13 protein-coding genes are annotated in these 25,396 nt (G+C 66.1%); 4 read left to right on the forward strand and 9 right to left on the reverse strand.

Features of this window, described 5'->3' with window-relative positions; all coding sequences use genetic code 11:
• Window positions 1–2: 2 nt before the first annotated feature.
• Together ASE79_RS18670 and ASE79_RS18675 are read right to left on the reverse strand one after the other, a co-directional pair.
• Window positions 3–1,004, reverse strand: a complete 1,002-nt coding sequence (locus ASE79_RS18670; RefSeq protein ID WP_056420578.1) for an Ldh family oxidoreductase — start codon at window positions 1,002–1,004, stop codon at window positions 3–5.
• A gap of 14 nt (window positions 1,005–1,018) precedes the next feature.
• On the reverse strand, window positions 1,019–3,391 hold the full coding sequence (locus ASE79_RS18675) for a glycoside hydrolase family 127 protein (RefSeq protein WP_056420265.1): 2,373 nt from the start codon (window positions 3,389–3,391) through the stop codon (window positions 1,019–1,021).
• A gap of 91 nt (window positions 3,392–3,482) precedes the next feature.
• On the opposite strand from ASE79_RS18675, the gene ASE79_RS18680 reads away from it, so the two are divergent.
• The gene (locus ASE79_RS18680; RefSeq protein WP_056420270.1) at window positions 3,483–6,212 is read left to right on the forward strand and encodes a DUF5695 domain-containing protein; all 2,730 of its coding nucleotides are present in this window, start codon (window positions 3,483–3,485) and stop codon (window positions 6,210–6,212) included.
• 11 nt (window positions 6,213–6,223) lie between these two features.
• Here ASE79_RS18680 and galA read toward each other — a convergent pair whose 3' ends face one another.
• From galA to ASE79_RS18710, 6 genes are all read right to left on the reverse strand, one after another.
• The gene (gene galA, locus ASE79_RS18685) at window positions 6,224–8,683 is read right to left on the reverse strand and encodes a beta-galactosidase GalA (RefSeq protein WP_056420273.1); all 2,460 of its coding nucleotides are present in this window, start codon (window positions 8,681–8,683) and stop codon (window positions 6,224–6,226) included.
• Between the two features lie 15 nt (window positions 8,684–8,698).
• Window positions 8,699–11,638: a TonB-dependent receptor gene (locus ASE79_RS18690; RefSeq protein ID WP_235517060.1), complete on the reverse strand. Its 2,940-nt coding sequence runs from the start codon at window positions 11,636–11,638 to the stop codon at window positions 8,699–8,701.
• A 238-nt stretch (window positions 11,639–11,876) separates the two neighbouring features.
• Window positions 11,877–12,956 carry an RcnB family protein gene (locus ASE79_RS18695; protein ID WP_082445442.1) on the reverse strand — a complete coding sequence of 360 codons (1,080 nt, stop codon included), beginning with the start codon at window positions 12,954–12,956 and terminating at the stop codon, window positions 11,877–11,879.
• A 111-nt stretch (window positions 12,957–13,067) separates the two neighbouring features.
• The gene (locus ASE79_RS18700) at window positions 13,068–13,553 is read right to left on the reverse strand and encodes a GAF domain-containing protein (RefSeq protein WP_056420279.1); all 486 of its coding nucleotides are present in this window, start codon (window positions 13,551–13,553) and stop codon (window positions 13,068–13,070) included.
• Window positions 13,554–13,751: 198 nt separating this feature from the next.
• A complete protein-coding gene (gene arfB / locus ASE79_RS18705; protein ID WP_056420283.1) occupies window positions 13,752–14,177 on the reverse strand; it encodes an alternative ribosome rescue aminoacyl-tRNA hydrolase ArfB in 426 nt (141 codons plus the stop codon).
• Between the two features lie 21 nt (window positions 14,178–14,198).
• Window positions 14,199–14,912, reverse strand: a complete 714-nt coding sequence (locus tag ASE79_RS18710; protein WP_056420285.1) for an RluA family pseudouridine synthase — start codon at window positions 14,910–14,912, stop codon at window positions 14,199–14,201.
• A 48-nt stretch (window positions 14,913–14,960) separates the two neighbouring features.
• Between ASE79_RS18710 and ASE79_RS18715 the strand changes: the two genes are divergently transcribed.
• Complete coding sequence (locus tag ASE79_RS18715) at window positions 14,961–15,707, forward strand: M15 family metallopeptidase (protein WP_235517061.1); 747 nt, start codon at window positions 14,961–14,963, stop codon at window positions 15,705–15,707.
• Window positions 15,708–15,907: 200 nt separating this feature from the next.
• On the opposite strand, the gene ASE79_RS18720 is transcribed toward ASE79_RS18715, so the two are convergent.
• Window positions 15,908–16,372, reverse strand: coding sequence for a hemerythrin domain-containing protein (locus tag ASE79_RS18720; protein ID WP_056420291.1), 465 nt, complete (start codon window positions 16,370–16,372; stop codon window positions 15,908–15,910).
• Window positions 16,373–16,782: 410 nt separating this feature from the next.
• On the opposite strand from ASE79_RS18720, the gene rpoB reads away from it, so the two are divergent.
• Window positions 16,783–20,937, forward strand: coding sequence for a DNA-directed RNA polymerase subunit beta (rpoB, locus tag ASE79_RS18725; protein ID WP_056420295.1), 4,155 nt, complete (start codon window positions 16,783–16,785; stop codon window positions 20,935–20,937).
• 169 nt (window positions 20,938–21,106) lie between these two features.
• The gene (gene rpoC / locus ASE79_RS18730) at window positions 21,107–25,393 is read left to right on the forward strand and encodes a DNA-directed RNA polymerase subunit beta' (RefSeq protein ID WP_056420298.1); all 4,287 of its coding nucleotides are present in this window, start codon (window positions 21,107–21,109) and stop codon (window positions 25,391–25,393) included.
• Window positions 25,394–25,396 lie beyond the last annotated feature (3 nt).

Here is a 25,396-nt window from a genome sequence, read left to right on the forward strand (position 1 = left end):
CGTCATTCTCCCGGAACCAGCGCCATGATGTCGCGGTACAAGGCCGCGGGTATCACCACACCCTCTGCCAGACTTCGCGCCCGCGCCGCATAGCGCCGTTGCGACGGCAGGCGTGCGCCCTGCCCCTCGATCGCCGCGAACATCGCCTCGGCGCGCGCGAGGTGATCGGCGACCGCATCGCCGAGGAACCCGGCAGGATCGATCGCGACGATCAGCTCGCCGCCGATCGGCGACCCACCACGCGCCGCGTCGGCGTCGAGCGACTCGCGGCTGGTCATGTCGCCGATCAACGGCCCCGCGAGCAGCTCGACCATCGCCGCCAGCGCAGAGCCCTTGTGCCCGCCGAACGTCCGCATCGCACCGTTCAGCACCGCCGCCGCGTCGGTCGTCGGCTGGCCGTCCGCGTCATAGCCCCAGTCGCCGGGGACGGGCCTGCCCGCGCGCCGATGCAGTTCGATCTCGCCGCGCGCGACCGCGCTGGTCGCGAAGTCGAACACGAACGGATGGTCGCCGGGACGTGGCCAGCCGAACGCGATCGGGTTGGTCCCAAATACCGGCTGCGTGCCGCCCGCGGGCGCGACCCAGGCATGGCTCGGCGTGACCGCGAGCGCGACCAGACCGCGCTCCGCCAGCGCCTCGACCTCGGGCCACAAGGCGGCGAAATGCACGACGTTGGTCAGCGCCAGCGCGGCGATCCCGTAGCCGCGCGCCTTCTCCTCCAGCCGCACGCGGCCACGCTCGAACGCGAGTTGCGCAAAGCCGCCGCCGCCATCGACGCGGACCAGCGCCGGTGCGGGCTCGCTCATAACCGGGTCGGCATCGACCGCGACGACGCCCTTGGCGATGCTGTTCGCCGCGACCAGCAAGCGGTAGATGCCGTGGCTCGCGCAGCCGTCGCGCTCGCCCGCGACCATCGTCTCCGCCACCGCCTCGGCATGCGGGCGCGACAGGCCTGCGCCGAGCAGCACGCGTCTCGCCAGCGTGCGCACCGCGTCGAGCGTCATCCGCACGTCTTCGCTCACGCGGCCGCACCCGGTTTGGCGACCACCATCCGCACCCCGAATACCGGCCCAGCGGACGAGCGGTCATGCGGTACGAAGCGTATCTTCACGCTCGTCTTGCCCTTGGTCAGCGCGACGGGGAGCGGGTATTCGACATCGAAGAACTTGCCCGGCTGGTCCGCCTCGAGATGCTGCGTCGCGACCTTCACAGTGTCGACGAGGATATCGAAATCGCGTGCGCGTTCGTCGCCCCAATAGGTCGCCTGCAACAGCAGGGGCCCGGGCCGGGTCTTCATCGCGAATTCGAAATACCCGCCCGAGCGCGCATCGCGGCCGTTCCGCCCGCGATAGCTTTCGGGATAGGATATCTCGGACGTCAGGCCGTGATCGCGCTCGGGCTGCATCTCGCCGAGGTGCATCACGTCGACCGACCGCGCGGCGAGATCCTTCAGCCGCGCCTGATCGGCCAGGAACGCCGCCTGCTGTGTCGTCCACGCCGCCTCGCCGAAGCGCTTGAAATACACCGCGCTGCGACGGTCATACTGGCTGTAGAACGGCACGAAGCTGAGGTCCGCCGGGCGGATGATCCCCTTTGTCGCATAGGTCGCGGCGGTGCCGACCGTCGGCGTGAACGCCGCGAGCAGGTCCGCACCGACCATCGCCGGATCCGCCTGCTCCCATTTCGCCTCGGCCGGTCCCAAGTCTGCGGCCATCACCATCGGCCCGCGCAGCACCGCCACGGTATCGACGTCGCCCGGCGCACTCTCCAGCCGCAGGTCGAGCGGCACGGTGATCGCGACGATATCGCCCGCCTTCCACCGGCGCTCGACGATCGCATAGCCCTTCGCGATCACGGGCTCGACCGGCGCGCCGTTGACCGTCACCGTCGCGCGGCCGTTCGCCCAGCCCGGCACGCGCAACGCGATCGGGAAGCGCCCCGGCCTGGCCAGTTTCGTCAGCGTCAGCCGCGACTCCGGCTCGAACGGATAGCGCGTGTCGAGCGTCAGCACCGCGCCGCGCGCCTGCCACCGCGCCTCGGCGGGGATGTAGAGATTGACGAGCAGCATGCCCTCGCCCTCCCAGAAGATCGCCTCGCCGTGCTTGGCATGGCTCTCCATCCCGCTGCCGACGCAGCACCAGAACGCATCGTCCTTCGCCGTCGAATAGTCGCGCGCGGTGCCGGTCATCAGCGGCGTCATGTAGCTGAAGCCCGCAGTCTTCGGGTTCTGCGCCGCCATGACATGGTTCAGATGCGCGCGCTCGTAATAGTCGAACAGCGCGCCGTCGGGTTGCCAGCCATAGAGATGCTGCGTGAGCTTGAGCATGTTGTAGCTGTTGCAATGCTCGCACGTCTGCTCGGTGATATGCGTCGCGATCGTGTCGGGCGCGGAGAAATACTCGCGGTCGGCATTGCCGCCAATCACATAGCTGTGATGCTGCGTGACGGTGTTCCAGAAGAACCGCGCGGCGTTCGCAGGCGCGGGCTTGCCGGTCAGTTCGTGAATGCGCGCGAGGCCGACCAGCTTGGGCACCTGCGTATTCGCGTGGAAGTTGGCGAGCTTGTCCTCGCCCGCGACCATCGGGTCGAGCATCTTGCGATCGTACAGCCGTTCCGCCACGGCCAGCCATGTCTTGTCGCCGGTGCGTGCCGACAACTCGGCATAGCTCTCGTTCAACCCACCATATTCGCACCCGAGCAAGGTCTGCATCTGCGCATCGTCGAGCGCCGCGAACACCTTGGCGAAATAGGTCGCGAGGCCCGTCGCGACGGTGAGCGCCTGCGTGTTGCCCCATGCCGCGTGCACGTCGAGCAGCCCTGCGAACACCTTGTGCACCGTATAGAGCGGCGACCACGAGCCATTCAGATCGAACCCGCCCGACTTGATCTCGCCGCGCATCACTTCCGGGAAGATCTCCTCCCCGTCGACGATCGTCCCGTCCTTCCGCTTGCGCCCGAGCGCGCCGACATAGCCGGTGCCACGCTTCGCCTGCGCGCGCGCCAATTCAGCGACGATATAATCGGCGCGCGCGCGACACTCCGCGTCACCCGTCTGCGCGTGCATCAGCACCAGCGCGGTCAGATAATGGCCGAGCGTATGCCCCGCGATCGTGTCGCTTTCCCACCCGCCATAGATCGTCGCTTTCGCCGGGAGCCGGGCATAGACCATGAAATTGTGCAGGAACCGGTCCGCGCTCAGCCGCAGCAGGTACGTACGATTGACCTCGACCGCGGTTGCGTAGGCGGATGGGCGCAAGCGCACCGCTGAGAGCGGCAAGGGTTTCGCGCTTGTCGGCAGCGTCGCCGCCCCCTTGCCGAATGCCTTGTCGCCCACCGACAACAGCGCCACCGCGGTCGTGCCCATCAATACGTCCCGCCGGTTCGCGAACATCTTTATCTCCACTTGGATATCGTATACTATACGTTAAGCCTTGCGGTGCAAGCGCCATCTCGACACCGCATCCTGACGAGCGAGCCCCATCATGTCGCCATTCCGCCCCCTGCTCGCGCTGCTCCTCGTCACCACGGCGGCGCTGCCAATCGACGCACAGCCCAAGATCGCACGGCCAACCTATCGCCCGATCGCGCAGACTGCGATCCGCACGCCCGCCTTCCGCGCTGCGCTCCGCACCGACACGCAGACGCTTGCCCGGCTGTCCCCCGCCGCCGAACCGGGTTGCGATTTCGTCCCCGGCGGGCGCGAAGCCGAGCGCGCCAGAGACGGCTATGTCCATATTGGCGACATCCACCTCCGCGTGCGCCAGGCTGGAGGCGCGTGGGCCGACTTCGCCTCCGCGCAGCACCGCAAGGCGATCCGCCGCCTGCCTGCGATCGGTGCGACGCTCGCCGCTGCCGACATCACCGCCTCGTTGGGGACGGCCAGCCCGTTGCGCGTCGAACGCCGCTGGGTGGACGATCACGGGGTCCTCGCGCTCCGGTTCACGCTGACCAACACGACGAAGGCCCCCGTCGAGATCGGCGCGCTCGGGATGCCGATGGTGTTCGACAACATCATCACCGATCGCAGCCTCGAACAGGCGCACGCGCAGGCGAGCTTCGTCGACCCGTATATCGGCCGCGACGCGGGCTATCTCCAGGTCACCCGCCTCAACGGCGCCGGCCCCGCCCTGCTCGTGCTCCCCGAAAAGGGCACGCCGCTCGAGGCGTATCGCCCGATCCTTGAGGCCGCCAAAGCGCCGAAGGGCGACATCTTCACCGATCGCAGCAAGCGTGGCCAGACCTCCGAAGGCTTCTACGACTGGACCGTCGCGAGCAAGGCGTTCGCCGACAAGGAATGGGCCAAGGCGGGCGAGCAGTGGAACGCACCGACCAGCTTCACGCTCGCGCCGGGGACGGCGCGCACGATCGGCGTCCGCTTCGTCACCGCGCCCTCGATCGCCGCGATCGAGGACACGCTCGTCGCCAATCACCGCCCGGTCGCGGTCGGCATCCCCGGCTACGTCGTGCCGACCGATCAGGAGGCCGCGCTGTTCCTAACGACACCGTCGCCGGTCGCGAAGGTCGAGAGCCTGCCGGCCGGTGCGCTCACCGCAACCCCGACGGCCAGCGCAAAAGGCTGGGCCCGCTACACCGTTCGCAGCAAAGGCTGGGGCCGCGCGAGCCTTGCGATCACCTATGCCGATGGCAGCGTCCAGACGGTCAGCTATTACATCACCAAGCCGCTCGACCAGACGATGGCCGATCTCGGTCGCTTCTCGACCACCCGGCAATGGTACGAGAACAAGGCCGACCCGTTCGGCCGCAATCCCGCGATCCTCACCTACGACCGCGAGGCGGGCAAGGTCGTCACGCAGGACCCGCGCGTCTGGATCTCCGGCATGAGCGACGAAGGCGGCGCAGGCAGCTGGGTCGCGGCAGTGGCGAAGCAGCTCGACAACCCCGACCCCGCCGAGATCGCCAAGCTGCAACGCCTCGTCGACGGGACGATCCAGGGCGGCCTGCAACTCCCCGACGGCCCGCACGCAGGCGCCGTCCGCAAGAGCCTGTTCTATTACGACCCCGCCGCGCACCCGGGCTATTATGATCCGAGCGTCGACTGGAAGACCTGGACGTCCTGGTCGAGGAAGGACGCGGGCGATCTCGGTCGCGCGTATAATTACCCGCATGTCGCGATCGGGCACTGGGTGCTCTACCGCGTCGCGCGCAACCATCCGGGGCTTGTCACCGCGCATCCGTGGCGCTGGTATCTCGACCACGCCTACCAGACGACCACCGCGATGATGCGCGACGCGCCCTATTACACGCAGTTCGGGCTGATGGAGGGCGACGTGTTCGTCGACATCCTGAAGGACCTGAAGCGCGAGGGACTGACCGCGGAGGGGACTGACATGGAACGCCTGATGAAGCAGCGCGCGGATCACTGGCGCACACTGCGCTATCCGTTCGGCAGCGAGATGGCGTGGGACTCGACCGGCCAGCCCGAGGTCTACGCGTGGATGCGCTATTTCGGCTATCAGCCCCAGGCCGACGTCACGCGGCAGGTGATCCTAGCCTACGATCCGGCGATCCCGAGCTGGGGCTATAACGGCAATGCGCGGCGCTATTGGGATTTCCTGTATGGCGGCAAATACCCGCGGATCGAGCGGCAGCTTCATCATTACGGCTCGACGCTGAACGCCGTCCCGCTGTTCGACGCCTATCGCGCCGACCCGACCGATCTGCGGCTGCTGCGGATCGCGTATGGCGGGATGATGGGCGGGATCACCAACATCGACCGGGACGGCTTCTCGTCCGCCGCGTTCCACTCCGCGCCCGACATGATGCGCTGGGACCCGTATAGCGGCGATTACGGCATGGGCTTTTACGGCCACGCGATCACCGCCGCGAGCTATCTGGTGAACGACCCGACCTTCGGCTGGCTCGGCTTTGGCGGGACGGTGGAGCAGGCGGCCGACGCGATCGGCATCGTGCCGAAGGACGGCGCGCGGGCGCGGCTGTTCGTCGCGCCTGCGGGCCTGTGGATCACGCTCGAATCCGGCAAGATCGCGCGGGCTACGTATCGGCCGAGCACGGGCTTGGTCACGCTGACGCTGGACGCCGCGACGGCGACTACTCCGACCGCGCGCGTGTTCGTCGAGACGACGACCAAGACCGGCCGGCAATACGCCGCCGCCGGCGCGCGGCAAGACCGGGGCGGCTACACCATAGCGTTAGGGGCCGTACCGATGCAGCTCGATCTGTCTCCGCAGTAGCAAGGGGGCGGTCAGTCCCCGCCCCGCCCGATTAGCGCCAGCATCGCTGGTGCCAGCCCCTCACCATGAGCCTCGAGCCGAATTGGTCCGCCTTGCTCGCCCGCCTGCACCAGCGCCATGCACAGCCCATTGAATGCAGATCGCGACGTCGCGTGATCGGGCTCCAGGCTTCGCGGATCGCCATTGCCGACGCCGAGTAGTTTCGCATCGCCCGACAGGGCGAACGTCACGCGATCCCACGCGGTCGGTATTTCGCGCTGTTTTGCGTCGAGGATCGCGACGCGTACGACGGCGACCTCGCCCGGGGCCAAATGCCGCCGCTCGCTCGTCACCCCGATCCGCGCCGGCGCCCCGGTCGTCTCGCGCACAGCATGCATCACGCGCTTGCCGTCGCGGTAGCCATGCGCCTCGATTCGGCCGGGCGCATAGGCCACCTGCCATTCGAGATGCGTGTTCTTCACCACCGATTGCCGCCCGAGGCTGCGGCCGTTGAGGACCAGCTCGACCGCATCGCAGTTGCTGTGGACCCACACCGAGACAGGCTGCCCCTCGCGCCCGGCCCAGTTCCAGTGTGGGAACAGGTGGAGCACCGGCTCGCCGCTCCACCACGCGCGGTAATAATGGTAATTGTCCTTGGGGAAGCCGCACAGATCCATCTGGCCGAAGTTCGAGACATTCTCCGGCCAGCGTTCGAACGGGGTGGGTTCGCCGCGATAATCGAACCCGGTCCAGACGAACCCGCCGCTCAGGAACGGCCGCGAGCCGTAGAAGCGCCACCATGTCTCCGCGGTCGTCGCCCATTTGGGGAAGTCGCGGTCGTACGCCGGCACGAAGCCCTGCGTGTCGTCGCGCGTGTATTCGCCGCGGGTCATCACCGTGCTGCCCGTCTCGGTGCCGATCATCGGCATGTCGGGGTGCGCGGCATGGTACGGATCGATCGCGTCGAGGTAGTAATTGCACCCCATCACGTCGAGCACGCGCGACGCCCCCTCGCCGAACTTGCCGTTGAACGCCTCCGTTACCGGCCGCGTCCCGTCGAGTTCGTACACCTTGCGCTTCATCGTCTCGGCGATCCGCGCGCCCGTCTCGGTGCCGCGGTGGATCTCCTCGTTGCCGATGCTCCACAGGATGATGCACGGGTGGTTGCGCCCCTGCCGCACCATCCGTTCTAGCTGCCCCAGCCCCTCGGCATTGCTCGACATCTGCCGGGTCTCGTCGATCATCAGGATCCCCATCCGGTCGCACGCATCGAGGATCGCGGGCGACGGCGAATGATGCGTCGAGCGATAGGCGTTGCTCCCCATCGCCTTCAGTTGCTCGAGCCGCCAGACGTGTAGGCTGTCGGGCACCGCGAAGCCGACTCCGGCATGATCCTGATGGTTGCAGGTCCCCTTGATCTTGACCGGTTTGCCGTTGAGGAAAAAGCCGTGGGTCGCGTCGAAGCGGATCGTGCGGATCCCGAAGGTACAGCTGTCGCGATCGACTACGATGCCGTCGACGAGGATCTCGCTGACCAGGGTGTAGAGATGCGGCGTCTCCAGCGACCACAAGCCTGGCGAGGCAAGACGCGTTTCCTGCGTCGCCGTCGTCGTGCCCCAGGCCGGCAATGCGAGCGGGTCCGCGACGAGCACCACATTCTTCCCATTGGGGCCGATCACCGTCGACCGAACCCGCGCGTCGCACGCGGCACCGTCGTTTGCGATCTCGGTCGCGATCCGGACGGTCGCGCTACCGCCCTCGACGGTACACCGCACCGTCGTCCCCCAGCACGGCACGTGCACCGGTGCTGTCTTGACGAGCCGGACGTCGCGGTACAGCCCCGCGCCCTCATACGACCACGCCTCGCCCAGGCTCACGTCGCAGCGGATGACGAGGATATTGTCCTCGCCCGGCTTGGCGAAATCGGTGACGTCGATCTCGAACGGCGCATAGCCGCTCTCGTTCGCGCCGACAATGAAGCCGTTGAGGATGACGATGCAGTCGCGCGCCACGCCGTCGAACTGGAGCAGCAGACGCCGCCCTGCATCCGTCTTCGCGAGCGGGACGACGCGCCGATACCAGCCGACGCTGGTCGCGGGCCACATCCGCCCGACCGGCTTGAACCCCTGGAACGCGCCGGTCCGGTCCGCCTCGCTTCCCGCGGCCCCGAACCGTTCGAACGGCAGGTCGACCGCCCAGTCGTGCGGGAGAGTCACCGCGTCCCATGTCGCATCGGCGAATTTCGGCTCGGCGACCGGCGTGCCGACATCGCCCGACTTGCCATAGGTGTCGTGCGAGCGGCCGAAGCCGAAATCCTTCGCGGGATCGCTCGCATGGCCGAGATGGAACCGCCACCCGGTGCCGAGCGATACGACCTCGCGAGGGCTGACCGGCGCGGCCGCCGCAGCACCGATCGGCACCGCGGGGACGATTGCGGCAAGCGCGGTCACGCCGCCCGTCTTCAGAACGTCGCGGCGGACCAGGTTCGTCATAGCGTCATCCCACCGTCAGAAGTTCACCGTCGCGCCGACGAACAGCGTGCGGCCCAGCACGTCATACACGCCCGGATAGGTATTGCCGTTGCCGAACGACGACAGGATGCCCGAGGCGATCGCGGGCGGATCCTTGTCGAACAGGTTGTTGACGCCCGCCCGAAGCTGGAGCCCCTCGCCGACCGCGAGCGTGCCGGCCAGATCGATATAGTTATACGCCGAGATCTTCCGGTTGATCACGCTCGGCGTCCCCGCGAGGAAGGTGTTGTCCGACAGCGACGACAATTTGACCTGGTCGATATGCCGCCACGACACCGAGACGCTCGCGCCCTGCGGCATCGTCCATGTCGTCCGCATCACGTGCCGCCACTTCGGGCTGGGCTGGCCGCAGGTGTACCCGTAAAGACCCTTGCAGTCGTAGCTGCCGAGACCCTTCAGCGGCTCCGATTCCTGCGAGATCAACCGCGTGCCGACCATGTTGAGGTTGATCTTACCCAGCGCGCCGATCCCCAGCGTGTAGTCCGCGGTCAGGTCGATCCCCGACGTCGTGAGCGATCCCGTATTATACGTCGTCGAGACGATATAGCCGTTGCTGCCGAACAGTGCGCCCGAACGCGGATCGCGCGTGAACAGCCCGCAATAGAACGGATCGCTCGCCGCCACGCACTGGCTGATCGCCAGCGACGGATCGACCGAGCTGATATAGTCCTTCACCTTGATGTGGTAATAATCCGCGGTCAGCGTCAGGTTGCGCATGATGCGCGGCGTCAGCACCAGCCCCGCGGTATAGGTGTCCGCCTTTTCGGGCTTGAGCGCAGCGTTGCCGCCAAATTGCGCCGAGCAGGTATCCGACGGACATTCGACGATGTTGCCATATTGCGCCTGCGTCACGCCGGTGAGGCGGCAGATGTCGATCGACGCGCTCGGCGACGCGCCCGAGCACGGATCCTGCGCGGAGACGTTGCCGATCGAGCGCGACCCGAACAGCTCGCCGATGTTGGGCGCGCGGATCGCGCGGTTGTAGCTGAAGCGGAACCGCGCGTCCTTGACCGGCGCCCAGCTCGCCTCGCCCTTGTAGGTCCAGACATTGTACTTGGATTTCAGTCCGGTCGATTGCTGCGAATTGCGATAGGCGGAGTAGCGCAGGCCGCCGTTCAGTGTCAGTTCGTGCGCGAACGGCAGGTCCTGCAGGATCGGGATCTCGATCTCCCCATAGCCTTCGTTGACCGAGATGCGCCCGTCCGAGTCGGTGGTGCCGCCCTGCTTGGCGATCTCATCGGCGGTGAAGTTGAGCGTCTCGCGGCGATGCTCGCCGCCCAGCGCGATGCTGACGCCGCGCTTGGCCCAGGGGCTCGTGATACCGAACGTCCCGAGATCGCCGTTCACGTTCGCGGAGATGACGTCGAGCACGTTGCGCGACGCGGTGTTGCTCTCGGAAAACAGGTATGCGCCCTGCGTGTCGGTGATCGCGTTCGCCTGGAACACGTTGATCGGCACGCACGCCGGGTCGCTACCGTCGATGACCGAGCGGCAGGTCGGCACGCCGTTGACGCTGACCACGTCGAGCGCGCGCTGCGCCTTCACATTGTCGACGTTGTTCAAATAGGTCTCGTTGAGTTTCACGAGCGAGTGCAGATAGTTGACGTCGTAGCGGAAGCCGTGGCCGAGATCGCCGCGGACGCCGGCCGAATAGCGATAATCCTGGTGGCGCAGGTCGTCGCGGCGCGACTGGCCCGAGCCGAGGCGATAGCCGATCAGCGTGTCCTGGGTCGCGCTCGTCCCCGCCGCCGCGCCGCAGAGCGACTGCTGCTGCGACGCGCTCATCAGCGGGTTGTTGCAGGGGACGGTAAACGTCGTGCCGAGGAACAGCGCGGACGGCGCGACCTGCGAGAAGGTGTGGTCCTTCATGTACATGAAGCTGCCATAGACTTCGGCGATCGGCGCGATTTCGAACTTGGCGAACGCACCGCCGGTGTAGCGCTCGTCGGAGCGCTGGAAGTAGTTGGTCGGCGCGTAGTTATACGCATAGGCCGAGGTGTACGGCACCCAGGTCTGCGTGCCGTTGGCATTGTTGGTCAGCGTCTTGCCCGCGTTCGGGCCGCCGAGCGGTACGAACGTTCCGGTCGGCGTGTTGCTCGATCCGCCGCAGACCAGGCCGGTGCCGGCCGAGTCCGAGGGGTTCAGTGCGCAGGCGGAGACGTCGCGGTTCGCCTGCAGCACCGGATCGGTGTGACGATAGCCGCCATAGACGGTGATGTTGCCGCGCCCGCCCGCGAAGTTCTTGCCGTACGCCGCGTTGAGATCCTGCTTGCCGCCATCGGCGACCCGCCCCGGCGCGTTCGCATAGCCGCGCGTGGTCAGGACGTTGCGTACTGCGCTGTTGTCGTTGGTGTGCACGCCGAGCCCCGACTGCACGTCGATCCGCAACCCGTCGAGATGATCCTTCAGCACGAAGTTGACGACGCCCGCGACCGCGTCGGACCCGTACACCGCGGACGCGCCGCCGCTGACCACGTCGACCCGTTCGATCAGCGCCGACGGCACGAAGTTCAGATCGATCGCCTGTTGCGGCAGCAGACGCTGGCCGTTGAGCAGGATCAGCGTGCGGTTCGAGCCGAGGTTGCGCAGGTTGATGTTGGCGGTGCCGTCCGATCCGTTCGAGACGTTCTCGTTTGCGTCCGCGGTGAACTGCGGCAGGCGGTTGAGCACGTTCTCGACGTTGACCGCGCCCTGATATTTGATCTCCTGGTCGGTCACCGAGGTGATCGGGCTGTTGCTTGCCAAGTCGGGGCGGCGGATGCGTGTGCCGGTCACGACGATCGCATCGTCGGGAGTCGATTCGGCGCCGGGCTGCGGCGCGGGGAGTACCTGCGCATAGGCGCCCGACGACAGCAGCATCGCGAGCATCGCACCGATGCTCGACCGTTGGCGAAGTTTTGCGACCGGAAATGTCATGAGTGCCCGCGCTCCTGTTTGGATGTTGCGCGCAATCCATCACGTCGCCGAAACGATGTCAAATATAATATACGATATTCTATATTCGTATTTGTTGGGAAATCGACCTACGCAGGGCACGCGAAAGCCGCCGCCTGGAATCAGGCGACGGCCGGACGATCTTCGAGACTGCGGAAACCCTGCCGCGACGCGATCAGGCGCGTGGTGGGAGGGCCTCAAACGGGGCGACGGTCGCGCGCTAGCGGGCGCGCTTCCGCCAGGCCTTGCGCGGGGCGTAGGACACGGAGTCGTAATAGTCGGTCGTGGTCGTCGTCGTCACGATCGGCGCGGACTGGACCACGACGGTGGTCGCACCGGTGGGATACACGGTGCCGCTGGTCGTCGTCACCGTCGTCATCCCGTCGGGCGATACCCAGCTTCCGCCCGGTGCCGAGGCATAGCGCTGCGGTTGCGGATAGCGTGCGGCCGGCGATACCGGCGGCGCGTCGTAGATCGGGTAATCCTCCGCATAGGCTGGCGACGGCGGGGCGTAGGGCGCGCCATAGCTCGCGGGCGGTGGCGGCAGAGGGCGACGACCGCGGTCCTCGGCCTTGTCGATCGCATAGCCCGCCGCGGCGCCGACGCCGGCGCCGATCAGCGTACCGCCCAGCCGGTTGCCGCGCCCTGCGATCAGGTTGCCGGCAGCACCGCCCGCCACCGCACCGATCGCGGCACCGCCAAGACCGGAGTCGCGGCGCGGTTGGCGATCGGCATAGGGCGCGACGGAACCACGGTCCGCCGGACCGGCGTAGACCGAGTCGGTCTGCGCGTACGCGCCCGGTGCGACGTGCGCATAGCCGTCCGTGTCATACCGGTCCCAGTCGGTACCGCTGACCGTGTCGTAGACCGAGCCTCGCGGATCGATCAGCACCGCGTCGTCATAATAGCGCGCCCAGCGATACCCCGCCGGCGGCTGCGGCAGGTCATAGGTCGACCAGTCGTTGACGTAAAAGCGCGGCGCGTTCCAGTAGCCGGGTACTGCCCAGCCACGGTTGGGCCGGCGATAGGCGGCCCAGCCGCCGGGCGCATTTGCCCCGCCCCACCAGCGGCCGCCGATCTTGCTACCCCAGCGCGGAGCGCGGTGACCGCCTACCTGCTGCGACGATGTGTGGACGACGGGCGGACGCGCCACGATCGGACCGGGGCGTTGGGCCGTCTGCATCGGGGCCTGCATCGCGACGCCCGGGACACCGTAGCTTGCGCCCGGGCGCTGCTGCGCATCCGCCGCGCCACTGCCAGCCAGCGCCATTCCCACGCCAGCGATCAAAAGGCCCCGCATGTCCGTCTCCCTGGTTTTGCCACCCTATCCCGCGCAAACGCCGAATATCTTGACCGGTTGCTTACCAAAGCGCCGGGGGACTCACCAGTTTGCGCACAGTCCCGAAACGGGTCACCCCGGCAGGCGTTCGCCGAGCAACGCCGCGAGCGCCTCGCACCCCGCCGCGTCCTCGGCATCGAACCGCGCGGGCTCTGGGCTGTCGAGGTCGAGCACCGCGACCAGCACGCCGTCCTTCGTCACGGGCACGACCAGTTCGGAGCGGCTCGCGGCATCGCAGGCGATATGGCCGGGAAAGGCGTGCACGTCCTCGACCAGCTGGGTCGTCAGCGTCGCGGCGGCGGCGCCGCAGACGCCCTTGCCGACCGGGATGCGGATGCAGGCGACCTTGCCCTGGAACGGCCCGAGCACGAGCTCGCCTTCGACCATCCGGTAGAAGCCCGCCCAGTTCAGGTCGGGCAGATATTCCCACACCAGCGCGGCGGCATTGGCCATGTTGGCGATCGGATCACGCTCGTCCGCGGTCAGCGCGTCGAGCGCGGCGAGCAGGTCGCGATAGAGATCGGCCTTGCTGCCGGCGGCGATATCGAACTGGTACATGTCTTCTTCCTTGGTCGGCGGCGTAGTGGAGCGATGACGCTCGCAGATCCGTCACCCCAGCGAACGCTGGGGCCTCCATGTTGGCGCGCATTGCCCGTTCCTCAAGGATACCCCAGCTTTCGCTGGGGTGACGGGTTTTGGGGCGGAGCTCCGCGGCAATGTTTTGTCGCTTTGATCGTCGCTCTGTCGCGCCGGCGCTCAATCGTCGCGGACCTTGCCCCGTCCCGCCTTCACGCCGCTGCGCACCTTCTTGGTATCGACGCGGCGTGCCTTCGCCGCCTTGGACGGCTTGGTCGCGCGTCGCGCCTTGGGGACGATCGTGGCGTCCTTGATCAGCGCGACGAGCCGCTCGCGGACCTCCTGCCGGTTGAGCAGTTGCGACCGCGATCCCTCGCTCCGCAGCACCAGCACGCCGTCACGCGTGAGCCGCGATCCGGCGAGCACCGCGATCCGGTTCTTCACCGCCAGCGGCAATCCCGGCGACAGGCCGACATCGAACCGCAAGATCACCGCGCTATCGGTGGTGTTGACGTGCTGCCCACCGGGACCGCCCGACCGGGTCGTGCTCTCGATCAGTTCGCTGTCATCGATCGAGATGGACCGGGTTATCGGGATCGCGACCATCCGCGTCTTCCCTCGGGCCGCTCAATCGTCGGTGGGTGCAGGCGTCGCGACGTCGGTCGCAACTGCAGCGGGCGCAGGCGCGGCCTCGTCGGCGAACCCGGCCTTGGCGAAGCGCTCCGGCAAGGGCGCTTCGGCGAGCACGTCGGGCTTGCCCGCGCGCGGCACGATCAGCCGCTGCGCGTGGAGCATCATGCCGAGGCCATCCGCCTTGCCGTACACGCCGTCGCCGACCACCGGCGCGCCGAGCCCGCTGGCGGCATGCACGCGAATCTGGTGCGTGCGGCCGGTCTCGGGCAGGAACTCGACCAGCGAGCGGCCGTCCTTGATCTCGAGCACGCGCCACTTGGTGCGCGACTTCTTGCCGTTGGGATCCTCGACCATCCGCCAGCCGGTCTCGGCGGTGCTGACCTTGCCCAGCGCCATCTCGATCAGGCCGGACGTGCCCTCGACCACGCCGTCGAGCAGCGCGACGTAGCGCTTCGACACGAGGCCCTGCTCGAACGCCTGCTGCAACCGGGCATGCGCCTTGGGATTGCGCGACAGGAGCAGACAGCCGCTCGTGTCGCGGTCGAGCCGGTGGACGGCCTTGGGCCAGCGCTGAAACCCGAACTTCAGGCTTTCGAGATGATTTTCGAGGCTCAACGAGCCATCGCGGGGCGGATCGACCGGCAGCCCTGCGGGCTTGTCGATCACCAGGGCCTCGCCGTCGAGGAAGAGTACGCGTTCACCATGCATGGCGCCGCCCTTGCCATCATTAGCGCCTGCGTGCCAGAGCCCGCGTCGATGTTGCACCGCACACTGGCCCTCGCGCTCCTCTTCGCCCCGACCATCGCGGACGCGCAACTGTGCGAGGGGCAGAGCGCGGCGATCGCCCCCGACGGCCGCGCCTTCGGGCATCTGCCTTACGGCGACGCGCCCGAGACCGAGCTCGTCACGCTGCCCACCGAATATTCGGTGGGCAATCCGTGCGTGGTGCGCGCCGATATCTTGCCCGACCTGCTGCGGCTGTTCGCCGCGGCCCAGAGCGATCCGGCGGTGATGGGCCAGCTCCGCGCGCTGTCGTGCCAGCGCTCGATCGCCCGCCAGCGCAGCGTCTTCTGTCGCGGCGAGTCGAGCAGCGCGGCCGACCGGGCGATCTCGGTCGCGCCCCCGGGCTATAGCGAGCACTCGACCGGCTATGCGCTCGACTTCGCGGTGCGTCCGGCCAACGGGTGTCCGGACGCAGAGGCCTGCATGGCCGCCACCCCCGCCGCGCGCTGGCTCCGCGCCAACGCGCCGCGGTTCGGGTTCGAGCAGAGCTTTCCCGGCGGCAACAAGCAGAACGTGAAGTGGGAGCCGTGGCACTGGCGCTGGGTCGGCGCCACCGAAAGCGCGCTCGGCGCTGCCAAGGCGCGTTTCGTGTTCGCGCGCGCGCGGCGGCAATATCCGGCGGATCCTGGTATCGTGCCGATGGTGGTGAAGGTGACGACGCAACCGCCCGTGCCGGTGGCTCCGGTGGTCGCTGTGCCGTCGAAGAAGAAGCGGCGGTAGCTAGAAGCGGAGCCGCGCTGACAATCTATACAGACGCCACCCCGGCGAAGGCCGGGGCCCAATTGGGGGACGCCGATGGTTGAGCGCAACGCTTCGTTACCGCCACCTCACCAATTGGACCCCGGCCTTCGCCGGGGTGGCAGGGTTTGGCGGTACTACTTGTACACGACGATAGCGTAGGTCGCCGTCGCCCCCTAGGCTCAGTGCAACACCGCGCCACCGGCACGGACCACGCCGTCACGCAGCGCGTGGTCGTAGAGTATCTCGGTTTCGAGCATCACCTGGCTCGACAGGCGATCGAGCATCGACTCCGCCTCGACGCCGAACGCCTCCCACTCGCTCGGCGCGATCACCGGCAGCCAGCGACTGATAAACACCTTCCAGTCGGACCGGAGGATATCGAGGTCCTCCTCCATCATCGCGATCGTGTCGGCCGAAAACCGCGGCTCCATCGCGATGACGGTGCGGTCGATCACCTCGTCCTCGACGTCGAGATGCCTGGCCACGGTGATCGCGAGCTCGATCAGCTTGCGCGACGCCGGCCCGCTCTGCTCACGCGGCCCCTGCGCCAGGTCAGCGATCTCGACGCACTGCGCGGCAATATGCCGGTGATCGTCGATCAGCCGCGCCCAGTTCGCGCGATCCTCGTCCGAGGCTGGTTGCACTCCAACGCTTTGGCTTACCACTTTGTCGTTCATCCTGCCGTATTCCCCATGCGTATACGATCGAGGTCCTACAGTGGATGCGCCTAGCTGCGCGGGGGACGCACAATCTATAGTATTTTCGTCGGTAACGACGGTCCGAAAGGACCCGGCCTGCGATCGGGCGACACGGTGACCCCTTCCCCCTTTGACATGACGCCGTGCCACGCCTATATCCGCAGCTCACCACAGCATCCGGGAAATGACATGCCGTCGCGCAGCGTGTCGATCGTATTGGATACCGAGGTTTCATACGCTGAGAGCCGCCGCACCTGATGCGAGCGGCCTTTTTGCGTGAACGTGCGTCCCGCTTGGGGGTTCCCAAGCACGAATTTACGGCTGACCCGTCAGTTTTTTGAGGGCAAATTAAACCTATGGCATCCAAGGCGATCGAACACGGCACTGCAAAGCGCCGTATCCGCAAGGTTTTCGGCAACATCCACGAAGTCGTGCAGATGCCGAACCTGATCGAAGTCCAGCGCGAGAGCTACGAGCAGTTCCTGCGCTCCGACAAGTCGATCGGCCATGTCTCGGGTCTCGAGAAGACGCTGCGCAGCGTGTTCCCGATCCAGGATTTCGCCGGCACCGCCTATCTCGATTTCGACGATTACGTCCTTGAGCCGCCGAAGTTCGACGTCGAGGAATGCCGCCAGCGCGGGATCACCTATGCCGCCCCGATGCGCGTCACGCTGCGTCTGACCGCGTTCGAGGTCGATCCCGATACCGAGGCCAAGTCGGTCATCGATATCAAGGAGCAGGACGTGTACATGGGCGACATGCCGCTCATGACCGAGAACGGCACGTTCTTCATCAACGGCACCGAGCGCGTCATCGTCAGCCAGATGCACCGTTCGCCGGGCGTTCTGTTCGATCACGATCGCGGCAAGACGCACGCGTCGGGCAAGTATCTGTTCGCCGCCCGCGTCATTCCGTATCGCGGCTCGTGGCTTGATTTCGAGTTCGACGCCAAGGACATCGTCAACGTCCGCATCGATCGCAAGCGCAAGCTGCCCGTCACCGCGCTGCTCTACGCGCTCGGCATGACGTCGGAAGAGATCCTCAACTATTTCTACAACCGCGTGACGTTCGTCCGCGGCCAGGGTGGCTGGATCGTTCCGTTCCAGGTCGAGAACTGGCGTGGCCAGAAGCCGATGTTCGACATCGTCGATGCGAAGACCGGCGAAGTCGTGTTCCCGAACGGCCAGAAGATCTCCCCGCGCGCTGCGAACAAGGCGTTCAAGGACGGTCTCACCGACCTGCTGATCCCGACCGAGGAAATCTTCGGCCGCTATTCGGCGTACGACCTGATCGACGAGTCGACCGGCCGCATCTACATCGAAGCCGGTGACGAAGTGACCGCCGAGAACCTCGAACTGCTCGACCAGGCAGGTATCGAGCGTCTCGACCTGCTCGACATCGATCACGTCGCGACCGGCCCGTGGATCCGCAACACGCTCAAGGTCGACAAGGCCGAAGAGCGCGAGCAGGCCCTCAGCGACATTTACCGCGTCATGCGTCCCGGCGAGCCGCCGACGCTGGAGACGGCCGAGGCCCTGTTCTCGGGTCTATTCTTCGATCCGGATCGCTACGACCTGTCGGCCGTGGGCCGCGTGAAGCTGAACATGCGCCTCGACCTCGACGTCGAGGATACCGTGACGACGCTGCGTACCGAGGACATTCTCGAGGTCATCAAGACGCTCGTGAACCTCAAGGACGGCAAGGGCGAGATCGACGATATCGACAACCTCGGTAACCGTCGTGTCCGTTCGGTCGGCGAGCTGCTCGAGAACCAGTACCGCGTCGGCCTGCTCCGCATGGAGCGCGCCGTGAAGGAGCGCATGTCGTCGGTCGACGTCTCGACCGTCATGCCGAACGACCTGATCAACGCGAAGCCTGCGGTTGCCGCGGTCCGCGAATTCTTCGGCTCGTCGCAGCTGTCGCAGTTCATGGATCAGACCAACCCGCTGTCGGAAGTCACCCACAAGCGTCGCGTGTCGGCGCTTGGACCGGGTGGTCTGACGCGTGAGCGTGCTGGCTTCGAAGTCCGCGACGTTCACCCGACGCATTATGGCCGCATCTGCCCGATCGAGACGCCGGAAGGCCCGAACATCGGTCTGATCAACTCGCTGGCATCGTTCAGCCGCGTCAACAAGTACGGCTTCATCGAGACGCCGTACCGCAAGGTCGTCGACCACAAGGTGACCGACGACGTCGTGTACCTGTCGGCAATGGAAGAGGCCAAGCACACAATCGCGCAGGCCAACGCCGAGCTGACGTCGGATGGCGGCTTCACCGAGGAGCTCGTGTCGTCGCGTCAGGCGGGTGAATTCCTGATGGCGCTGCCCGACAACATCACGCTGATGGACGTCAGCCCCAAGCAGCTCGTCTCGGTTGCCGCATCGCTCATTCCGTTCCTGGAAAACGATGACGCCAACCGCGCGCTGATGGGCTCGAACATGCAGCGTCAGGCCGTGCCGCTCGTCCAGGCCGAGGCGCCGTTCGTCGGCACCGGCATGGAAGAGACCGTCGCGCGTGACTCGGGCGCCGCGATCTCGGCAAAGCGTGCGGGCATCGTCGACCAGGTCGACGCGGCGCGTATCGTGATCCGGGCCACCGGCGAGATCGATGCCGGCAAGTCGGGCGTCGACATCTACACGCTGATGAAGTTCCAGCGCTCGAACCAGTCGACCTGCATCAACCAGCGTCCGCTGGTGAAGGTGGGCGACGTGGTCCGTGCGGGCGACGTGCTCGCCGACGGCCCGTCGACCGAGTTCGGCGAGCTGGCGCTGGGTCGCAACAGCCTCGTCGCGTTCATGCCGTGGAACGGCTACAACTACGAGGATTCGATCCTGATCTCCGAGCGGATCGTGAAGGACGACGTGTTCACGTCGATCCATATCGACGAGTTCGAGGTGATGGCTCGCGACACGAAGCTCGGGCCTGAGGACATCACGCGCGACATCCCGAACGTCGGCGAGGAAGCGCTTCGCAACCTCGACGAAGCGGGCATCGTCTACATCGGTGCAGAGGTCGAGCCGGGCGATATCCTCGCCGGCAAGATCACGCCGAAGGGTGAATCGCCGATGACGCCGGAGGAGAAGCTGCTCCGTGCGATCTTCGGCGAGAAGGCCAGCGACGTGCGCGATACGTCGCTTCGCCTGCCGCCGGGCGTGTCGGGTACGGTCGTCGACGTTCGCGTCTTCAACCGTCACGGCATCGACAAGGACGAGCGCGCGATGGCGATCGAGCGCGAGGAGATCGAGCGGCTGAAGAAGGATTCGGACGACGAGCGTTCGATCCTGAACCGTGCGACCTGGTCGCGTCTCCGCGAGATGCTGCTCGACCAGACGGCCACCTCGGCGCCCAAGGGCGTCAAGAAGGGCGTCGTGATCGACATGGATCTGCTCGACAGCGTCGACCGCCACGAGTGGTGGAAGTTCGCGGTCGCCGACGACAAGATCCAGAGCGATCTGGAAGCGGTCAAGATCCAGTATGACGATGCCGCCAAGCTGATCACCGACAAGTTCCACGATCGTCGCGAGAAGCTGGAGCGAGGTGACGAGCTGTCGCCGGGCGTGCTGAAGATGGTCAAGGTGTTCGTCGCGGTGAAGCGCAAGCTGCAGCCGGGCGACAAGATGGCCGGCCGTCACGGGAACAAGGGCGTCATCAGCCGCATCCTGCCGGCGGAGGACATGCCGTTCCTCGCCGACGGTACGCCGGTCGATATCGTGCTCAACCCGCTGGGCGTGCCGTCGCGCATGAACGTCGGGCAGATCTTCGAGACGCATCTGGGCTGGGCCGCACGCGGCCTGGGTCAGTCGATCACCGCGGCGCTCGAGACGTGGCGCGAGGAGAATCCCGAGGCCAAGGCCGGCGCGATGCCGGAAGCGGTCCGCGATCGCCTCAAGACCGTCTATGGCGAGCAGTATCACGCCGAGATCGACGCCCGTTCGGGTGACGAGATCGTCGAGCTGGCCAAGAACCTGAAGGGCGGCGTGCCGATGGCGACGCCGGTGTTCGACGGCGCGCGCGAAGCGGATGTGTCGGCAATGCTGGAACTGGCGGGTCTCGATCCGTCGGGCCAGTCGGACCTGTTCGACGGACGTACCGGCGACAAGTTCGATCGCAAGGTGACGGTTGGGTATATCTACATGCTCAAGCTCCACCATCTGGTCGACGACAAGATCCACGCACGCTCGATCGGGCCGTACTCGTTGGTCACGCAGCAGCCGCTGGGTGGTAAGGCGCAGTTCGGTGGCCAGCGCTTCGGCGAGATGGAGGTCTGGGCACTCCAGGCCTACGGCGCGGCGTATACCTTGCAGGAAATGCTGACGGTGAAGTCGGACGACGTGGTCGGCCGCACCAAGGTCTACGAGGCGATCGTCAAGGGCGACGACACGTTCGAGGCCGGCATCCCGGAGAGCTTCAACGTTCTCGTCAAGGAAATGCGCTCGCTCGGCCTGAATGTGGACCTGAAGCAGTCGGAGCCCGGCTTCGACAGCGACGGCATCCAGATCGCGGCGGAGTAACTCCTGTGCCCTCCCCTCCCGCTCGCGGGAGGGGACCGAGGGGTGGGCTCCCGGCCGGCAGCGAAACACGACGCCGATGCCGGGCGCCCACCCCCTCCCAGCCTGAAGAGGCTGGGCCCCTCCCCCTCCCGCAAGCGGTAGGGGGGAAGATTTTTCCTAAGGACAGCTCATGAACGAGATGACCCCCTTCGCCAATCCGGTCGCCAAGACCGAGACGTTCGACCAGATCCAGATCGGCATCGCGTCCCCGGACAAGATCCGCTCGTGGTCGTTCGGCGAGATCAAGAAGCCCGAGACCATCAACTACCGCACGTTCAAGCCCGAGCGTGACGGCCTGTTCTGCGCGCGCATCTTCGGTCCGATCAAGGATTACGAGTGCCTGTGCGGCAAGTACAAGCGCATGAAGTACAAGGGCATCGTCTGCGAGAAGTGCGGCGTCGAGGTTACCGTCTCGAAGGTCCGCCGCGAGCGGATGGGCCATATCGAGCTCGCCGCGCCCGTCGCGCACATCTGGTTCCTGAAGTCGCTGCCGTCGCGCATCGGCCTGCTGCTCGACATGCAGCTCAAGCAGCTCGAGCGCGTGCTGTACTTCGAGGCGTATATCGTCATCGAGCCGGGCCTGACCCCGCTCGAGAAGTACCAGCTGATGACCGAGGACGAGCTCCTCGACGCGCAGGACCAGTATGGCGAGGACGCGTTCTCGGCCGGTATCGGTGCCGAAGCGGTCCGCATCATGCTCGAGTCGCTCGATCTCGAGGGTGAGCGTACCACGCTGCTCGAAGAGCTCGCGGTCACCAAGTCCGAGCTGAAGCCCAAGAAGATCATCAAGCGGCTGAAAGTCGTCGAGAGCTTCATCGATTCGGGCAACCGTCCCGAGTGGATGATCCTCGAGGTCGTGCCGGTCATCCCGCCCGAGCTGCGCCCGCTGGTGCCGCTGGACGGTGGTCGTTTCGCGACGTCGGATCTGAACGATCTGTATCGCCGCGTGATCAACCGCAACAACCGCCTCAAGCGCCTGATGGAGCTCCGCGCGCCGGACATCATCGTCCGCAACGAGAAGCGCATGCTCCAGGAGGCCGTCGACGCATTGTTCGATAACGGTCGCCGCGGTCGCACTATCACGGGCGCCAACAAGCGTCCGCTCAAGTCGCTCTCCGACATGCTCAAGGGCAAGCAGGGCCGCTTCCGCCAGAACCTTCTCGGCAAGCGCGTCGATTACTCGGGTCGTTCGGTCATCGTGACCGGGCCTGAGCTCAAGCTGCACCAGTGCGGCCTGCCGAAGAAGATGGCGCTCGAGCTGTTCAAGCCGTTCATCTACGCACGTCTCGATGCCAAGGGTCTGTCGATGACCCTGAAGCAGGCGAAGAAGTGGGTCGAGAAGGAGCGCAAGGAAGTCTGGGATATCCTGGACGAGGTGATCCGCGAGCATCCGGTCATGCTGAACCGTGCGCCGACGCTTCACCGTCTCGGCATCCAGGCGTTCGAGCCGGTGCTGATCGAGGGCAAGGCGATCCAGCTTCACCCGCTGGTCTGCTCCGCGTTCAACGCCGATTTCGACGGCGATCAGATGGCCGTGCACGTTCCGCTGAGCCTCGAGGCCCAGCTCGAAGCGCGCGTCCTGATGATGTCGACGAACAACATCCTGTCGCCCGCCAACGGCAAGCCGATCATCGTTCCGTCGCAGGACATGGTCCTCGGCCTCTATTATCTGTCGATGATGAAGGAGAACGAGCCGGGTCAGGGCATGATGATTTCCGACATGTCGGAAGTCCATCAGGCACTGAACGCGCAGTCGGTCACGCTGCACACCAAGATCATCAGCCGCGTTCCGCAGACCGATGAGAAGGGCAAGCAGTACCTCAAGCGCTACGAGACGACGCCGGGCCGCATGCTGCTGGGCGAGTGCCTGCCGCACAGCCACAAGGTGCCGTTCGACACCGTCAACCGCCTGCTCACCAAGAAGGACGTGGGCGACGTGATCGACGAGGTCTATCGTCACACCGGCCAGAAGGAGACCGTGCTGTTCGCCGATGCGATCATGACGCTCGGCTTCCGCCACGCCTTCCGCGCCGGCATCTCGTTCGGCAAGGACGACATGATCATTCCGGACGCGAAGGTTGGTCTGGTCGACGACACCAAGGCGCTCGTGAAGGACTTCGAGCAGCAGTATCAGGACGGTCTGATCACGCAGCAGGAGAAGTACAACAAGGTGATCGACGCCTGGAGCCGTTGCGGCGATCAGGTCGCGAACGCCATGATGGACGAGATCCGTGCGGTGAAGGTCGATACGGAGACCGGCCGTGAAAAGCCGATCAACTCGATCTACATGATGGCCCACTCGGGTGCGCGTGGTTCGCAGGCACAGATCAAGCAGCTTGCCGGCATGCGCGGCCTGATGGCCAAGCCGTCGGGCGAGATCATCGAGACGCCGATCATCTCGAACTTCAAGGAAGGCCTGACCGTCCTTGAGTACTTCAACTCGACCCACGGCGCTCGCAAGGGCCTCGCGGATACGGCGTTGAAGACGGCGAACTCGGGGTACCTCACGCGTCGCCTGGTCGACGTGTCGCAGGATTGTGTCATCATCGAACCCGATTGCGGCACCACGCGCGCACTCGAGATGAAGGCGATCCTTCAGGGTGGTTCGACGATCGCAAGCCTCGGCGAGCGCATCCTCGGTCGTACGACCGCGGAAGACATCGTCGATCCGAAGACCGGTAAGGTCATCATCCCGTCGGGCACGCTGCTCGACGAGCCGATGATCACGACGATCGAGGGCCTCGGCACGCAGTCGTGCAAGATCCGCAGCCCACTGGTCTGCGAGTCGAAGATCGGCGTCTGCGGCAAGTGCTACGGGCGCGATCTCGCCCGCGGTACGCCGGTCAACATCGGTGAAGCTGTCGGCGTCATCGCCGCGCAGTCGATCGGTGAGCCGGGCACGCAGCTGACGATGCGTACGTTCCACATCGGTGGTGCAGCGCAGCTCAACGAGACGTCGAACCTCGAGGCGCATGCCGACGGTACGGTGCAGTTCCGCGATCTGCGTATCATCGTCGACCAGCGTGGTCGTCGCGTGGTGCTCAGCCGCTCGGGCGAAATCGCGATCGTCGACATGGACGGCCGCGAGCTCTCGGTCGATCGTATCCCGTACGGCGCCTATGTGCTGTTCGACGATGGTCACATCGTGTCGCGCGGCGACCGGATGGCCGAGTGGGATCCGTTCACCATGCCGGTGATCACGGAGAACCCGGGCACGATCAAGTATGTCGACCTGATCGAGGGCAAGACGCTCACCGAGCAGACCGACGAAGCCACGGGCATCGCCCAGCGCGTCGTGATCGAATATCGTGCGGCGACGAAGTCGAAGGAGGATCTGCGTCCGCGCATGACCCTGCTCGACGAGACGTCGGGCGAGACCGGCCGCTACATGCTGGCGATCGGTGCGACCTTGTCGGTCGAGGATGGCGCACAGGTGTTCGGCGGCGACGTCGTGGCCCGCGTCAGCCGCGAGAGCGCCAAGACGCGCGACATCACCGGTGGTCTGCCGCGCGTTGCCGAGCTGTTCGAGGCACGCATCCCCAAGGACTCGGCGATCATCGCCAAGATCTCGGGCCGCGTCGTGTTCGGCAAGGACTACAAGGCGAAGCGCAAGATCGGCATCCAGCCCGAGGATGGCGGCGACGTCGTCGAGTATCTGGTGCCGAAGTCGAAGGTCATCGACGTGCAGGAAGGCGATTACGTCAAGCGCGGCGACAACCTGATCGGCGGCTCGCCCGATCCGCACGACATCCTCGAGACGATGGGTATCGAGCCCCTCGCCGAGTATCTCGTGTCGGAAATCCAGGAGGTCTATCGACTCCAGGGCGTGAAGATCAACGACAAGCACATCGAGACGATCGTTCGTCAGATGCTGCAGAAGGTCGAGATCACCGACGGCGGCGACACCACGCTGCTGAAGGGCGAGCAGGTCGATCGCGAAGAAATGGACGCGACCAACGAGAAGCTGGAGAAGAAGCAGGCCCGCGCACAGGGCAAGCCGATTCTGCTCGGTATCACCAAGGCGTCGCTGCAGACCCGCAGCTTCATCTCGGCGGCATCGTTCCAGGAGACCACGCGCGTTCTCACCGAAGCGGCTGTCCAGGGTAAGCAGGACATGCTGATGGGCCTGAAGGAAAACGTCATCGTCGGCCGGCTCATCCCGGCAGGCACCGGCGCAGGCCTCAACCGCCTGCGGGTCGTGGCGAACAGCCGCGATGCGTCGATGCGCGTCGCGCAGCGCAAGATGGCCGAAGCCTCGATCGTCGCACCGATGTCGGCGGCGGACGAGCATGCCGCCGAACTCGCGCGCTCGCCGCGTGACGAGGGTGGCGTGGGTGAAGACCCGCTCGCCAAGGTCGTGACGTCGGGCACCGGCACCGATGCCGATGCCGGCGAGTATCTGAACGAAGCCGAGTAATCG

The sequence above is a fragment of the Sphingomonas sp. Leaf28 genome (assembly GCF_001421685.1).
Classification (GTDB): domain Bacteria; phylum Pseudomonadota; class Alphaproteobacteria; order Sphingomonadales; family Sphingomonadaceae; genus Sphingomonas; species Sphingomonas aurantiaca.

Excerpts from the sequence above, each read along its gene's own strand:
- ASE79_RS18710 (WP_056420285.1), bottom strand. The coding sequence starts at position 14,912 with ATGCATGGTGAACGCGTACTCTTCCTCGACGGCGAGGCCCTGGTGATC.
- ASE79_RS18675 (WP_056420265.1), bottom strand. The coding sequence starts at position 3,391 with ATGTTCGCGAACCGGCGGGACGTATTGATGGGCACGACCGCGGTGGCG.
- rpoC (WP_056420298.1), top strand. The coding sequence starts at position 21,107 with ATGAACGAGATGACCCCCTTCGCCAATCCGGTCGCCAAGACCGAGACG.
- ASE79_RS18670 (WP_056420578.1), bottom strand. The coding sequence starts at position 1,004 with ATGACGCTCGACGCGGTGCGCACGCTGGCGAGACGCGTGCTGCTCGGC.
- rpoB (WP_056420295.1), top strand. The coding sequence starts at position 16,783 with ATGGCATCCAAGGCGATCGAACACGGCACTGCAAAGCGCCGTATCCGC.
- galA (WP_056420273.1), bottom strand. The coding sequence starts at position 8,683 with ATGACGAACCTGGTCCGCCGCGACGTTCTGAAGACGGGCGGCGTGACC.
- ASE79_RS18680 (WP_056420270.1), top strand. The coding sequence starts at position 3,483 with ATGTCGCCATTCCGCCCCCTGCTCGCGCTGCTCCTCGTCACCACGGCG.
- ASE79_RS18700 (WP_056420279.1), bottom strand. The coding sequence starts at position 13,553 with ATGTACCAGTTCGATATCGCCGCCGGCAGCAAGGCCGATCTCTATCGC.
- ASE79_RS18715 (WP_235517061.1), top strand. The coding sequence starts at position 14,961 with ATGTTGCACCGCACACTGGCCCTCGCGCTCCTCTTCGCCCCGACCATC.
- ASE79_RS18690 (WP_235517060.1), bottom strand. The coding sequence starts at position 11,638 with ATGACATTTCCGGTCGCAAAACTTCGCCAACGGTCGAGCATCGGTGCG.
- arfB (WP_056420283.1), bottom strand. The coding sequence starts at position 14,177 with ATGGTCGCGATCCCGATAACCCGGTCCATCTCGATCGATGACAGCGAA.
- ASE79_RS18695 (WP_082445442.1), bottom strand. The coding sequence starts at position 12,956 with ATGCGGGGCCTTTTGATCGCTGGCGTGGGAATGGCGCTGGCTGGCAGT.